Annotated in this window: 17 protein-coding genes; 11 read left to right on the top strand and 6 right to left on the bottom strand. The window is 41.5% G+C overall.

Annotation, left to right across the window (positions count from 1 at the left end; all coding sequences use genetic code 11):
- Positions 1-80: 80 nt before the first annotated feature.
- The 4 genes from NQ503_RS17115 to NQ503_RS17100 all read left to right on the top strand — a co-directional run bounded on the left by NQ503_RS17115 (position 81) and on the right by NQ503_RS17100 (position 4,417).
- On the top strand, positions 81-1,889 hold the full coding sequence (locus NQ503_RS17115) for an ABC transporter ATP-binding protein (RefSeq protein ID WP_005423609.1): 1,809 nt from the start codon (positions 81-83) through the stop codon (positions 1,887-1,889).
- Positions 1,882-3,630, top strand: a complete 1,749-nt coding sequence (locus tag NQ503_RS17110) for an ABC transporter ATP-binding protein (protein WP_005423610.1) — start codon at positions 1,882-1,884, stop codon at positions 3,628-3,630. Before NQ503_RS17115 ends, NQ503_RS17110 begins: the two co-directional genes overlap by 8 nt.
- 16 nt (positions 3,631-3,646) lie before the next feature.
- Positions 3,647-4,117 carry a metal-dependent transcriptional regulator gene (locus NQ503_RS17105; protein ID WP_005423612.1) on the top strand — a complete coding sequence of 157 codons (471 nt, stop codon included), beginning with the start codon at positions 3,647-3,649 and terminating at the stop codon, positions 4,115-4,117.
- A gap of 123 nt (positions 4,118-4,240) precedes the next feature.
- A complete protein-coding gene (locus NQ503_RS17100; protein ID WP_005423614.1) occupies positions 4,241-4,417 on the top strand; it encodes a hypothetical protein in 177 nt (58 codons plus the stop codon).
- Between the two features lie 320 nt (positions 4,418-4,737).
- On the opposite strand, the gene NQ503_RS17090 is transcribed toward NQ503_RS17100, so the two are convergent.
- The 6 genes from NQ503_RS17090 to NQ503_RS17065 are packed head-to-tail and all read right to left on the bottom strand — an operon-like array spanning position 4,738 to position 8,463.
- Positions 4,738-5,016 (bottom strand): helix-turn-helix domain-containing protein, encoded by a 279-nt coding sequence (locus NQ503_RS17090; protein WP_003864548.1) that lies wholly within the window; start codon positions 5,014-5,016, stop codon positions 4,738-4,740.
- A gap of 4 nt (positions 5,017-5,020) precedes the next feature.
- Positions 5,021-5,407 (bottom strand): dUTP diphosphatase, encoded by a 387-nt coding sequence (locus NQ503_RS17085; RefSeq protein ID WP_259893525.1) that lies wholly within the window; start codon positions 5,405-5,407, stop codon positions 5,021-5,023.
- Between the two features lie 16 nt (positions 5,408-5,423).
- The gene (locus NQ503_RS17080; RefSeq protein ID WP_005423619.1) at positions 5,424-6,203 is read right to left on the bottom strand and encodes an FAD-dependent thymidylate synthase; all 780 of its coding nucleotides are present in this window, start codon (positions 6,201-6,203) and stop codon (positions 5,424-5,426) included.
- Positions 6,190-6,516, bottom strand: a complete 327-nt coding sequence (locus NQ503_RS17075) for a hypothetical protein (protein ID WP_005423620.1) — start codon at positions 6,514-6,516, stop codon at positions 6,190-6,192. The genes NQ503_RS17080 and NQ503_RS17075 overlap by 14 nt, the downstream gene beginning before the upstream one ends.
- Before the next feature lie 29 nt (positions 6,517-6,545).
- Positions 6,546-8,099 (bottom strand): relaxase/mobilization nuclease domain-containing protein, encoded by a 1,554-nt coding sequence (locus tag NQ503_RS17070; protein WP_005423621.1) that lies wholly within the window; start codon positions 8,097-8,099, stop codon positions 6,546-6,548.
- Positions 8,077-8,463, bottom strand: a complete 387-nt coding sequence (locus tag NQ503_RS17065; RefSeq protein WP_044925254.1) for a plasmid mobilization protein — start codon at positions 8,461-8,463, stop codon at positions 8,077-8,079. The genes NQ503_RS17070 and NQ503_RS17065 overlap by 23 nt, the downstream gene beginning before the upstream one ends.
- A 515-nt stretch (positions 8,464-8,978) precedes the next feature.
- On the opposite strand from NQ503_RS17065, the gene NQ503_RS17060 reads away from it, so the two are divergent.
- From NQ503_RS17060 to NQ503_RS17030, 7 genes are read left to right on the top strand one after another with little or no spacing between them, the layout of a single operon-like run.
- On the top strand, positions 8,979-9,890 hold the full coding sequence (locus NQ503_RS17060) for a ketopantoate reductase family protein (protein ID WP_044925289.1): 912 nt from the start codon (positions 8,979-8,981) through the stop codon (positions 9,888-9,890).
- Positions 9,891-9,904: 14 nt separating this feature from the next.
- Complete coding sequence (locus NQ503_RS17055; protein WP_005423625.1) at positions 9,905-10,546, top strand: class I SAM-dependent methyltransferase; 642 nt, start codon at positions 9,905-9,907, stop codon at positions 10,544-10,546.
- Between the two features lie 16 nt (positions 10,547-10,562).
- Positions 10,563-11,363, top strand: a complete 801-nt coding sequence (locus NQ503_RS17050) for a class I SAM-dependent methyltransferase (RefSeq protein WP_259893001.1) — start codon at positions 10,563-10,565, stop codon at positions 11,361-11,363.
- Between the two features lie 19 nt (positions 11,364-11,382).
- Positions 11,383-12,318 (top strand): acyl-CoA thioester hydrolase/BAAT C-terminal domain-containing protein, encoded by a 936-nt coding sequence (locus tag NQ503_RS17045; RefSeq protein WP_044925255.1) that lies wholly within the window; start codon positions 11,383-11,385, stop codon positions 12,316-12,318.
- 25 nt (positions 12,319-12,343) lie between these two features.
- Positions 12,344-13,108: a hypothetical protein gene (locus NQ503_RS17040; protein WP_005423632.1), complete on the top strand. Its 765-nt coding sequence runs from the start codon at positions 12,344-12,346 to the stop codon at positions 13,106-13,108.
- Between the two features lie 17 nt (positions 13,109-13,125).
- The gene (locus NQ503_RS17035) at positions 13,126-13,617 is read left to right on the top strand and encodes a hypothetical protein (protein WP_005423634.1); all 492 of its coding nucleotides are present in this window, start codon (positions 13,126-13,128) and stop codon (positions 13,615-13,617) included.
- A gap of 54 nt (positions 13,618-13,671) precedes the next feature.
- Complete coding sequence (locus NQ503_RS17030; RefSeq protein ID WP_005423635.1) at positions 13,672-14,427, top strand: alpha/beta fold hydrolase; 756 nt, start codon at positions 13,672-13,674, stop codon at positions 14,425-14,427.

The following is a 14,427-nucleotide window of genomic DNA, read 5'->3' as shown; positions in this document are numbered from 1 at the left end:
AGAAACAACCGAATGATTTTATGATAATAGATGGGTTATAAAATGCTAACCCGTCTATTATTGCGAAAGGAGACTTGCTTATGGAGAAACAAAAAAATGGAGAACTGTCCAGAATGTTCGGATATGCAGGGAAATTCCATGTTTTGACTGTTTTGGGATGTGTTCTCTCCGGAATCAGTACCATTTTATCTATGCTGCCTTTTGTTTGCATTTGGCTCGTCATCCGCGATTTAATCCAGGCTTTTGCTGCCGGGGATATATCTCTTGCAACGGGGAGCGCCCATTATGCGTGGATGGCGGTTGTGTTTGCAGCGGCAAGCATTTTAATTTATTTTATCGCCCTGAACTGTACTCATCTGGCGGCGTTTCGTACAGCCACCAATATGAGAAAATCTGCAATTCATCATATCGTGACGCTGCCGTTGGGGTATTTCAGCCAAAATGCAAGCGGACGGCTCAGAAACATCATTGATGATAATGCAGGGCTTACAGAAGGATTTCTGGCCCATCAGCTTCCCGATCTGACCGGAGCCGCAGTTATGCCGGTTGCCGTTATTATTTTGATTTTCCTTTTTGACTGGCGGCTGGGAATTTGCTGCCTGATACCTATGGGAATCAGTGTCATCTTTCTCAAACAGATGATGGGCGGAGATAATGCGCAGTTTATGGGCAAGTATATGACTGCACTGGAAACAATGAATAAAGAAGCTGTGGAATATATTCGCGGTATTCCTGTTGTAAAAGTATTTCAGCAAACTATTTATTCCTTCAAAAATTTTCACGCTGCAATAGAAGAATACGAAAAATTTGCTTCCGGGTATGCCTTAAAATGCCGTATTCCTCTTACAGGATTTACAGTAACACTGAACGGCACATTTGTTTTACTTATTCCAGTCGCCATGTTTATTTTGTCCGGGGTCAGCGGCCAGGCGGCTTATGAAAATGTTGTGCTGGATTTTCTGTTTTACAGTTTGTTTACTCCGGTCTGTGCAACTATGATGAACCGTATCATGTTTGCCAGCGAGCAGCTTATGGCGGCTAAAAGTGCAGTCAGCCGGGTGGATGAAATTTTGCAGGAAAAGCCCTTGAAGGAGCCGGAACATCCCCTGATCCCGGCAGATGCTTCGATTGTGTTTTCGGATGTTTCCTTCGCCTATCCAGGGACCAAAGAGAAGGCCTTAGACCATATCAGCTTTGAGGTTCCGACAGGAAAAACAGTGGCGCTTGTTGGTGCCTCCGGCAGCGGTAAAAGTACAGCGGCAAGCCTCATTCCCCGATTTTATGATGTTCAGTCAGGCTCCGTTACGATTGGCGGCGTGGATGTACGCAATATTGAGAAGCAGGAACTGATGAAAAGAGTTGCTTTTGTGTTTCAGAATACCTGTCTGTTCAAGGACACCTTGCTGAATAATATTAAGGCGGCCCGCCCGGACGCTACCAGGGAAGAAGTCCTGAAAGCGGCTGATGAAGCACAATGCAAAGATATTATTGACCGCCTCCCGGATGGGCTTGATACGCTCGTTGGAACAGGAGGCACATATCTCTCAGGAGGTGAAAATCAAAGAATTGCTCTTGCAAGGGCAATTTTAAAAGACGCCCCTATTATTGTACTGGATGAAGCCACAGCATTTGCAGATGCCGAAAACGAACATCAGATACAGCTCGCTTTTGAGCGGCTGACCCAAAACAAAACGGTTATGATGATTGCCCACCGGCTCTCTACGATACAAGACGCAGACCTTATCCTGGTGTTCAAGGAGGGGCAGATTGCAGAAAGAGGTACGCATGAAGAATTGGTAGCCTTAAATGGTATTTATTCTTCTATGTGGAAGGATTACCAGACCTCGATTGCCTGGAAGGTCGGAAAGGAGGATGAGCAGCATGATTAAGGCGTTAAAAAAGAAGTATGCGTTAAGCAATCAGGGTGCAAAAGACCTGTTAAAAGGGATCGTTTATTCGGTGCTGGCCAATATCAGCCTTATGTTTCCTGTTATTCTTCTGGCTATCGTCCTCAATCAGCTTCTTGCGCCTGTTTTGGGAGCGAGTGCGCCAGAGATCAGTGCCGCCGTTTACACTGTGATTGGAATTGTGATTTTAGCTGTTGTTTTTATTTTTCATTATTGCCAGTACACCGCGACATATCTCGGAACGTATGATGAAAGCGCAAGGCGGCGTATCGGGCTTGCGGAAAAATTGCGTACCCTTCCGCTGACCTTTTTCCACCAGCGTGATCTTGCTGACCTGACAAGCACAATTATGGGCGACTGTGCAAACTTTGAACACGCATTTTCTCATACGGTTCCACAATTCTTTGGAGCAGTTATCTCTACGGGGATTGTTTGTATCGGCCTGCTGATTTTCAACTGGCAAATGGGTTTGGCTCTTCTTTGGGTAGCTCCGATTTCATTTGCAATCGTTATTCTGTCACGGAAATGGCAGGAAAAACTCAGCAAAAAGCACATGAACGCAAGACTGGAGCTTGCAGAAGGCATTCAGGAATGTTTGGAAACCGTACAGGATATAAAGGCTTGCAATCAGGAAGAAGATTATCTTCGCAAATTGGACGCAAAGATGGATGCTGCGGAAAAAGCACAGATTTCATCCGAAATGACAACGGCAAGTCTGCTGACAACCGGCCAGATGTTTTTACGGCTCGGTTTGGCAACGGTGATTGTAGTAGGTAATAGTCTTGTGGTAAGTGGAGATACCTCTCTGTTTACCTATATTCTGTTTTTGATTGCTGCCTCCCGCCTGTACGATCCGCTTTCCGGGGCGATGTCAAATATGGCAGAGCTGTTTTCTGTACAGCTTCAGGTGAACCGCTTGAAAGAAATAGAGGAATACCCGGAAGAAACCGGCGAGAAGAATATCCATACAAACGGGTACGATATTACATTCGATCATGTCCAGTTTTCTTACGAAAAGGGCAAACCGGTACTGAGGGATGTTTCGTTTACTGCAAAACAGGGACAGGTCACTGCATTGGTTGGCCCGTCCGGCGGCGGCAAAAGTACAGTCGCAAAACTGGCAGCCAAATTTTATCCTCTGGACGGAGGAAGAATACTGTTGGGCGGAACCGATATTGCTCCGCTAAATTCAACCATGTTGATGAAAAACTTCTCTATCGTTTTTCAAGATGTTGTGCTGTTTAATAACACCATCATGGAAAATATTCGTGTCGGTAAAAAGGACGCAACGGATGAAGAAGTGATTGCCGCAGCTAAAGCAGCGCAGTGTGATGAATTTATTTCAAAATTGTCGGACGGCTATCAGACGGTGATCGGAGAAAATGGTTCAACACTATCTGGCGGTGAGGCACAGCGCCTTTCTATCGCACGTGCTCTTTTGAAAGACGCTCCTGTTATTCTTCTGGATGAAGCTACTGCTTCTCTTGATGTAGATAACGAAACTGAAATTCAAAACGCAATATCCAGGCTGGTAAAAGGCAAGACAGTTCTTATAATCGCTCACAGAATGAGGACGGTGGAAGCTGCCGATAACATCGTTGTATTGTCAGATGGTATTGTAGCCGAAAACGGAACTCACGAAGAACTTATGAAAGAAAATGGCCTCTATCATAGGCTGGTCGATTTGCAGACAGCTTCTGCAAATTGGAAGTTAAGCGTTTAATTCATAAAAGGTACTGATGAAACTTCATGCGTCCGGGGAGGACTATCTGGAAACCATTCTTGTTCTTCAAAAGAAACTCGGTATGGTACGCTCCGTAGATGTGGCCCGGCACATGGAGGTGTCAAAGCCCAGTGTGTGCCATGCAGTAGCAACCCTGCGGGACGGTGGCTTTCTCACGATGGACAGCGACTATTTCCTGCACCTGACCGATGTAGGCCGGGCAGTTGCCGAAAAAATCTACGAGCGCCATTGCTTTTTCACTGAGCAGCTTATCGCAGCGGGCGTTGACCCTGAAACTGCGGAGGCCGACGCCTGCCGGATTGAACACATTATCAGCGATGAGAGCTTTTCACGGCTGAAAGAGGCAGCCGTCATGAAAGAACTTGTCCGCCGACAAATTCAGACTGTATTTGCACTGCTGTCAAAAAAAGCCCAGCCACCGAACAGCCCCCGTCTGGCAGCCGGTGCGAAAATTGTCACAATGTAACTGAATACCGTATTTTTTGCGCTCGAGTAGCTTTCTGCTGTCTGGGCGCTTTTTTATATTTACCCATTCGGACAAGAGGGAGACTGGTCGGCATTAACCTATACTGGAAAAGGGAGGTTTTCAATGGTTCAAGCTGTTACATACCAAAGCGACAAGCAATCTGTTTATTTTCAAGGCAAGCTCATTGTGCTGGAAAACCTGACGCCGGTACTCTCCCCGGAGGAAAAGAAGAAACGAAAAAGAGAAATCGAAAATAACCCGTACGATATATTCAGCAAATACGGGGACAGGTTTCGCTAATCAATCGCAACATTGTTGTCCGGGGCTGCTAATGGTATAATATAGTTGTAAGGTTGGTAGCTCAATTCCATACGGAAAGGAGCCCAATATGGACATTATCAGAGAAGATTGTATTTACGCAAGGCAGTCAGTAGACCGAAAGGACAGTATCAGCATTGAAAGCCAGATTGACTTTTGCAAGTACGAACTGAAAGGCGGGAGCTGTAAGGTATTCAAGGATAAAGAGGATTGCTCAACACAGGAGGATATTTTTAATTACCCTCAAAATGATAAAAGCGAGGCAGCGGAAAATCCGTTGCCTCATTTCAGTATTATGACAATTAATCTAGTTCCGCCCCTAACTCATACCTCCAATACTCCGCCGCCTCATATTCCCTAGGTTCTGAGAGTACCGGTACAGTAAAGAGTTCAACCGGAACACCGAGTGTTGATGCGAAGAGTTTCATAAGATCCTCTTTTGGCGTTCGGACATCGCTTTCATACTGAGCAATCCGGACATCAGCACAGCTGTCGGGAAATCCAACAGCCATCCCAAGTTCTTTCTGGGTGAGATGATTTTTTTGTCTTAAGTGTTTTAATTTTCTTCCAAATGTAATCATATTATTATTCTCCTGTGCTTCCAAATGCCCCGGTTCCTCGTTCTTCACCGAGGTTCAGGACAAAGTCTGCGATCACGACCGGTGTGATCACCAGCTGACCGACACGTGTGTCTTTGTGAATGGTCTGAGAAGATGTGCTTACGTTGCTGATAATGGCATGGATCTCACCACGGTAACCGGAGTCGATCGGTGGAAGTTCGCATACCAGTCCTTTTGCTGCCATGCTGCTTCGTGGAAAGACATATCCGGCAAATCCATCCGGTATGATGAGACCGAATCCAAGTGGAATTCTTGCAACCTCACCTGGTTTTAATACGCAATTATAAGGCATGAATACATCAGCACCGGCATCATTTTCATGTGGCCGGAAGGGATGATGATTTGCTTTCAGACCAAAGTCAATCAGTTTAATCTTTATGGCTGCTCACCTCCTTCCTGATGAGCAATGGATAATCTTCTTTTAAGATATCAGCAGGAGTCCAAAGTTTTGAAATAGGATTCTGGCAGGACATCTGTTTTTCCATGCAGCTTCCTCTCTGACAGAATGGACCGGTCAGATCCGGTGCAAAAAGGATCGGGCTTAATTTGTACAATCTTTGCCAGATCTGTAGCATCACAATCCTTGTTTCATCCGTATTTCTTCGGCAGGTTCTCTGGCCGATCATATGCTTCCACTGGTAAGGTGTCGCGCTGATGATCAATACGTTTCGAAGTCCCTGAGGTGTAGCATATCCGGCTGAATCATGATCAATACCTAATTCACAAAGCTCTGCATAATGATCCAGATCTGACTGACAGCTTTTCTTGTAAATATCCTGGATTTCTTTATCTGCTTTCATGATTCCATATGGAATAGCAAATGCAGCATGACCGGAATAATTGCTGTACTGCAGAGATGCACTCATGTACTTTACTTCGTTTTGATGTCTTGTGATCTGTGTCAGGAAGCGTCTGCTTGCACCAACAACAGCTACGGTAATGACCATGAATTTCTGCACGGTTGGATGCGGAAGCCCTGCAATGTTTTCTACAGTCTTCTGACTGTAGGATTGACGGTAAAGATCCATCAGATCTGCCATGTTCTGGATCGTATGACCGTGTTGTGTGAGCCTGGCAGCAAAGACCATATTCTGTTCTGCTTCCCGGATCCCATAGCAGTTTAAGATAGCTGTTTCAATGTGATCCATAGGCCTGTTCCTCCTTTACCAGAGCTTTTAAAAGGATCAGATAATTGATGCAGTCTGTGAGTTTTTCATCCCACTGTTCCATGTCAAAATGTAACAGAGTGGAATAACACATATCGTAAAGGGATACGACATGTTTCGACATCATGCCGGCCAGTGCTGCTTTTGGATCACAGTTCTGTAAAGCGGCAGCAATCTTGAATGCACTGAGGCGGTCAATATTATCACCGGTATATTCTTTCTTTTTATGTGCCAGAATATCGGCACACTTTCTCATCTGAAGTTCAAATACAACATTAAATTCTTCTTGTGTCATGTGATAGTTCCTCCTTTGTTTTGTAATAGTTATCGTTCGAGATCTTTGGTTTTTGATTTCACTGGTTCTGGAATCTGCATCTGAAGAATGGCATCAACATTCTGATCGGCAGTGTCCAGATCTTTTAATTTTTCTGTCAAGCTGCTTATTGCTTCTTCTTCGGAAGATATCTGCTGTTGCAGTTTTTCTTTTTGTAAAGTCAGGTTTTTTAGGCTTGTCATCTTTCCATCCTGATAAAAGGATCTCAGCCAATCTCTGGCTTCTTCATATTTCTGAATTTCCTTCGCATGTTCTTTCCGGTACTTTCCTTTGTACTTTGCTTTTGAAAACTGGGAATAAACTTCCTTATTTGCATAGTACTGTCCGGTATAACGAATTTGCTCGTTGAGGATTCTTAGATTGGACCGATGCTGAGTAAACTGTGTCTGCAGTTCAGCCAGTTCCTGTTTTGATGCAAGCAATGTGTTTTTCAGATCTGACTGTGTATCAAATCTATGTTCCTGCACATAGATAATGGTATTTGCCATTTGCTGCAGGTTAGAAAGTTTTACCCGATGAGCATAAGCCGGGCTCTGCATTGCTTTCACATTTGTCTGAAGATTTACAACCAGGCGCAGGTGAGATCTGACGTAGAGAATGGCCAATGGATCCTTGCATAAGAAGGTCTGTTCTAGGTGTTCTTTTCCATATCGTGTTCCCAGTGCACGTTCAGTAATCCGCTTCTGTCGATCAGGATGAAGATAGCTGTATCTGCCCCGATGCTCAATCACAGAGATCTGAAATTGTTCCAGAAGTTTAGATTGGAATTCATCAAAACTATTGGATGTGGCAACACATTCATCAATCGCATTTCGCAAATATTCTTTCTGTGTAAGGAACACGGTGGATGTTGGTTTGAGACCATCTTCAATAATTTTTTGATTGATCTCATCCAGTTTTTGCTGGCCGTGTTTCTGTGCCATATACTCTTTCTGAGTGATTTTTCTTTCAGCCGGAGCAAGAAGATCTATCTGGTGAAGTCCTTCCTGTTGGCATCGATCCATGACAGTTTTCTTAAAAGTGCTCATGAATTTATCAGTGGAACGATGCTTGTAACCGGCGGCTTCCTCATGTGGTTTATCCATATAAGGCTGCCTTTCCACTGCAGTCTTTCGCACACTGTTGATAACGATGTGAGTATGGATATTTCCGGATTCATTGTGGCCATCGGTATGAGTAACCACCAGAGCCTGATATCCGGGAAACATCTGCTTTGCAAGATCCAAACTAATTGCCTGTGCTCTTTCACCGGTAAGTCTGTTTTCTGTAACATCGGCTGGATCGTAGCTGATAATGTAGTGGTGACTTTTGATATCTTCACGTTTCTTATTTTTGTGAAAATGAGCATTTGTCAGTTCGCATTCTTTGTCAAAAGACATCGGATCACAGTTCAGTCCATCCATATAAAACTCTTTTCGCAGGATGCATCGTCCGGATTCATCTACAATCTTTTTCCCGGTTTTTTCATCATGTTCAAACAGAAGATAATTGATAGCAGCCGAGTAATTTGCATTTCTGCTTTTAATGTGTTTTACGATTGCCATTCATACCACCTGCCAGTTTCAGTACTTCTTTTCTCAATAGGAATAAGTCCGTGATGCACTGATGGATTTCATTTTCTATAGCACGAGACTGACTGCCACCGCTGTTAAAATGCTTAGCGATCTGATTGAGATTCGATCCGATCTTTCCATATTCACTGACCAGTTTTCTGAGATCATTCATGTCTGCAACAACTTCAATCTGGTGATTGATTTGCTTTTCAAGCAGGAGTTTTCTCAGATATTCAGAACGGGAAAGCCCTGTAACGTCAGCGGCTTCATTTAATACTGCCAATTCAATATCTGTTAGTTTTAATGTGATGATGTTACTTCTCTTGAGATTCTTTTCTTTCTTCTTTGGTGCCATAGTCCTCCTTCCTTTTTGATAAGACATCTTGGATGTGCGATTACACTTTTTAACCGGCTGTCCCTTCCGGTTATATAAAGTGCTGCGACTATCTTTGATAGAGAGCCTACAGATATCTTTGATGTCTGTACGAGGGTATGGGGAATCGGAATCCCCATCAAGAGACTTACCCGGAGGTATGCCGTAGCCATAAAATGACGATACGGTAATACCTGGGTGGATCTTGCTCTTATTTGTATCCCTCTATATAACGAAACGCTCAGAGGCTGTTTTACAGTGGGGGGAACAGAAAAAATATCAAAAAAGAGTGTATAGAGAATCGAAATTATGGAGGAATTATAGAGAAAAGAACGCAGCATCTTGTTATATAAATTTTCAAGTGATATACTGAACACATGAAAAAGAACCGTGCGATATTACAGTCTTGCATTGCGCACGGTTTTTTAGAAATATGCGGTTAGATACAGCTAACATATATGCGATATACAGAACATTCTAAAAAAGGACTGATTTCTATGAGAATATTGATTTATGGTGCAGGCGTGATTGGCTCCTTGTATGCGGCTTTATTAGCAGATGCAGGTTACGATACAAGTATTTATGCCAGAGGTAAAAGACTTGAGATCCTAAAAAATAATGGATTACTTTATAAGAAAAATCAGGACTTAATAAAGGCAAAAATTAAGATTATCGAAGAAGTGCCAAATGATGATATTTATGATTTTATTTTACTGACTGTTCGGGAAAATCAGCTGTATGAAGCACTTTCGGAATTGAAAAATAATAAAAGCAATACGATTGTTACAATGGTAAATTCACTGGACAGTTATAAAAAATGGGAAGACATTGTTGGAACAGGAAGAATATTACCGGCTTTTCCGGGAGCCGGCGGAAGTATAAATGATGATGGCATCCTTGATGCGTCCCTTACTCCGAGGATTATCCAACCAACAACATTTGCAGAAATATCAGGAAATAAATCTGAAAGAACAAAGCATTTTTCAAAGATATTAAAGCATGCTCGTATCCCACATCAGGAAGTAAAGAATATGCATATGTGGCAGCTGTGTCATCTTGCCATGGTGGTGCCGATTGCAGATGCATATTATGAAGCTGATTGTTCGGAGAGAGCTGGAAGAGACTGGAAGATCATGAAGAAAACAGCCAAAAGATTGAAAAGAAATTTTAACTTTTTGCGGAAACAGTCAGGTAGGTTGTCGCCTGGCAAAATGAATATTTTTTGTTTTCTACCATTGTCAATTCTTGCGATTATGCTTGCTATTACATTCGAAAGCAGCTTTGGAGATAAATTTATGTATCAACATGCTATGAAAGCACCAGATGAGATGAGAGAACTACATAAACAATTTTATGCATATGTTAAAAGAATGAAGGCATGTGGATGTAAGGTCAAAAATGCAGTGTGATTGGAGGGAAAAGCATGAAAAACGAAGAATACAAAAAGTTGTCGATTGCTGAATTTACAAAAGCAGCAGGAAGATATGAAAGTAACCATGCTGGCATATATGAAATGTGCAAGAAGGATTATCCTGATATTCTGGCGGAGCTGGAGAAAGAGCCGTTTAGAGAATTGCTGGATGCAGGATGTGGTCCGGCTCCAATGATTTCTTTATTATCAGAAAAATATCCAGACAGACATTATACCGGACTGGATTTGACTCCTGCAATGATCGAACAGGCAAAAAAGAAAGATATTCCAAATGCAACATTTGTGGTAGGAGACTGTGAGAATTTTCCTTTTGAAAATGATTCATTTGATGCAATTATTTGTTCTATGAGTTTCCATCATTATCCGGATCCACAGGCATTTTTTGACAGCGTAAAAAGATGCCTTCGCCCAAATGGAAGATTGATTCTGCGGGATGTGACCAGTGACAATAAAGTATTGGTATGGCTGATGAATACACTGGAAATGCCTCTGGCAAATATATGTGGACACGGAGATGTCCGGGTTCCAACAAGAGATGTGGTTATGAAATGTTGCAGAAGAGCAGGGTTAAAAGTAGAAAAATTTGAAATCCGTAAAGGCATGAGGATGCATTGCGTTGTAAGAAAACAATAGCGGAAGGCGATAGATAATGAAAGAAAAAGTGAATGTGACAGGTGTACCTGAAACGATGGTACAGACTTTGTATGCAAGAGCAAAAGAAACAAAAAAGCAAAATGCAAAGATCAAAGATGAGATCGCAGTAAAACTAGTGGAAAAGCTTGATTATGACTTTTCCAAGGCGGATAAGGATAATGCCATGACTTATGGTGTGATTGCAAGAACAATTGTATTAGACCGGATGGTTGAGCAATATTTGAAGAAGTATGAAAATGCAGTTGTTATAAATCTTGCATGTGGACTGGATACCAGATGTTACCGTATGAAGGGAAAATATCTGCGCTGGTACAATGTCGATTTGCCGGAGACTATGAAGATAAGGCGGCAGTTTCTTCCGGAAACGGGTCCGATATACCAGATTGCAAAGTCTGCAATGGATGATTCCTACGTGGACGATATCGATTATCATGGAGAAAATGTTCTGGTGATAATTGAAGGACTTACCATGTATTTGTGTGAGAAGGACATCAGAAAGATATTTTCTATTATTGAAAGATCATTTCAGAAAGTAAACGTAATGGTTGAAACCATGTCACCATTTGTTGTAAAACATGTGAAAGAAAAATCTATAGAGAACAGCAATGCAAAATTTACATGGGGTGTTAAGAACGGAACAGAACTACAAAAGATTGTACCGAATTTTTCTATCCTGCATGAGGTCAGTCTGGTTGAGGGAATGAAAGAACTTATGCCCGTTTATTGTGTAATAGGCAAAATTCCAGCGGTTCGGAATATTTCGAACAAAATAATAGTTTTGAAGAAACGCGGCTGATACTGAGGAGATGATACAGATGCAGAAAAAGCATTTTGAAGTGGAAACAGATGGATTTTATGGTGCATATTGGAAATGTAAAACCGACTCAGACTGTGCAATGATTGCAATGATCGGAGATGATTCAGAGGATTATCTGGCACGGACATCCGTGAAATGGTTACATAAACTCGGTGTGAATGTGATGACAATGTCACCGGCAAAAAAGGATTATGGACATCATAATTATCCGCTAGAACGTATAGAGAAAGCTATCAGTTGGTTAAAAACACATGGTAATCAGAAGATAGGAATTGTCGGGGCATCTACTACAGGAACACTTGCTTTAACTGCCGCTTCTTATTTTGAAGATCTTACATTGACAATAGGCCTGACACCGAGTGACTTTATCTGGCAGGGGTTTATGCAGGGCAAAAAAGATGGATGTAAGGAATGGCCGATTGAGGGCGAATCACTTTTCTCTTATAAAGGAGAACCTCTTCCATATATGCCGTTTTGTTATAAACATCCAGATTACTGGCATGTGATTGATGAAGAAACAAAGCGGACCGGTGATATGCTTAATTCGAGAAAACTGTTTGATGATTCAGAGGCAACTCATCCAATTACGGAAGAAGAAATAATTAAGATTGAAAAAATTCATGGGACATTATTGCTGATTGGCGCTGAAGATGATGTGTTGTGGGATACTGCAAAATATATACGCCGTATGGAGCAGCGTATGAAAGAACATCCACATACGTGCAGGTTGGAGTCTGTTATTTACGAGCATGCGACCCATTTCGTTTTTCCGGAGAGTATGTTAAGGACGATGCTGCCAATTGGTTCTGGAATCTTTATGAAACTGGCATTTCAAGCGGCAAGAAAATATCCGAAAGAATGCCAGAGAGCACGTCTGGATATTGACCAGCGGGTGAGAAATGCTGTTGCTGAATGGAAGAGTGCAAAAAGATAGATTAAAATAGATAGAAGGTATAAGTATGGTATTTAAAACAATAGGAAATAAATCAAATCCAGTCATCTTGTTTTTCCATGCAATGGGAGTAATTGGGGAAAGCAGTATGCCGGTTGCAGAGAAAATGAAAGAAAAATATTACTGTATTATGCCAACATCAACCGTGTATTGCCCTGGACAGAGATATCAAAGTAAAAGAGATGAGATACAGCAAATTGTACGATTTCTGGAAAATCATGGAATCAAAGAGATAGAACTTGCAGTTGCATCTTCGATTGGTGCAGATCTTGCCATGGCATTCCTGACAGAGGCAAAAATACCGGTAAAGCATGTTTTTTTTGATGGCGGACAGTTTGCACAGATTGGAAAGGCAACACGCAGAATCATGGTCCCATTCTTATATATAGCAATGAAAAGTTTATATTGGTCAAAGGGAAAGACACTAAAGAGAATCATGTGGTGTGACGATGACAAAATTAAACCCTATTTTATAGAGGCAGGGAAGAACTTGACATATGGAAATCTGAGAAGACAGCTGGCAGACAGCTTGGAAGATAAAGCATTTCCAGAACTGTCAGAAGAATTGCAGAAACATACATTTTGGGAATTTGGAAGTATAGAAGAACATTTTAAATATAGAAATGCAGTGATGCAGACCTATATACACGGTAACTTTCCTGTTTTTGAGAGATTTAACCATATGCAATATCAAATCCAAAATCCGGAAGGATTTGCCAGAATGCTCAAAAAAATTATTGAGACAGATAGATTACCTAAATTGGTATTTTGAAAGAAGGTATCAGAAAAATGTTATTATTGTTGCAAAATGTATTGTACTGTCTGCTGTATGCATCACTGATAAAATGTGCAGTGAGGAACGACGGGCGTAACTGTTTATATTTTTATCCGAAAGAATATATAGAAGAAGCACAGAAACGTGGAATTGCTGATAAAGAAACTGTGATGAAAAGGTCAAAGTGGTTTATGATACCATTTTGTATTATTATATTTGTGGCTCTGATTTTGATTATTTCTGTTTGGAATCATGTTATGGATTTTAAAACAGCATATCTTCAAGCCTGTCTTTTTCTTGTGGTCATGAACTGGTTTGATGGTATTGTGATTGACAGATTATGGGTGGGACACAGCAGAATCTGGCATATAGATGGTATGGAAGGAATTCCGTATGTAAAGCCTTGGAAGACTGTGTTGGTAAAACGAGGGGCGGCTACTGTACTGTATTTGGTGGTTGCATTTGTAGTAGCAGGGATTGTGGAATTACTTGGTAAAATATGGTAAATTTCAGTTTCATTAAGTGAAAAATATTTTGTTGTAGAGACAGAGGTGTATTTAATGATGAATATCCATGAATTTGGTAAAGAAAATAATGAAATTATTTTGCTGATTCATCCATCAGTCGTAAAGTGGGATTATTTTGAAAACGTGATTCCTTTATTACAGGAAAAATACCATTTGCTGATTCCGGCACTTCCAGGATATGATTTTGAGAATGATAGTGATTTTACAAGCGTAGAACAAATTGCCTCAGAATTGAATGATTGGCTCAGTACAAGAGGTTACAGAAATCTATATGCAGTATATGGCTGCTCCATGGGTGGATCTATTGCATTAATGGTAACATTGGAACAAAGGATCAAGATAAATCATTGTATTATGGACGGCGGAATCACACCGTATCAGCTTCCGTGGTTTGTGACACGTTTTATCGCTCTAAAAGATTATTTGATGATGATGCTTGGAAGGGTGGGTGGCATTAGCTTATTGGAAAAGGCATTTGCAACAGATGAATATTCTAAGGAAGATTTACAATATGTGGTAGATGTTCTGCGACATTGTAGCAGAAAAACACTATGGCGTACCTTTGATTCCTGCAATAATTACAGAGTACCTGAGCCTGTTTCGGATATTAACACGCAAATTCATTACTGGTGTGCAAAAAATGAGGAAAAAGAGCGGAAACAGGATATTGCCTATATGAAACGCAAGTTTCCTCAAACAGAATTTACAAAATTGCCGGACTTGGGACATGGAGGGTTAGTTTTACTGAAACCTGAAGTATTCTCAGAAATGATTTGTAAACTTTCGTGA

The organism is Blautia obeum ATCC 29174, assembly GCF_025147765.1.
Taxonomy (GTDB): Bacteria; Bacillota; Clostridia; order Lachnospirales; family Lachnospiraceae; genus Blautia_A; species Blautia_A obeum.
Note: the sequence above shows the minus strand (reverse complement) of the source record. Positions and strands in the feature narration are given on the sequence as shown.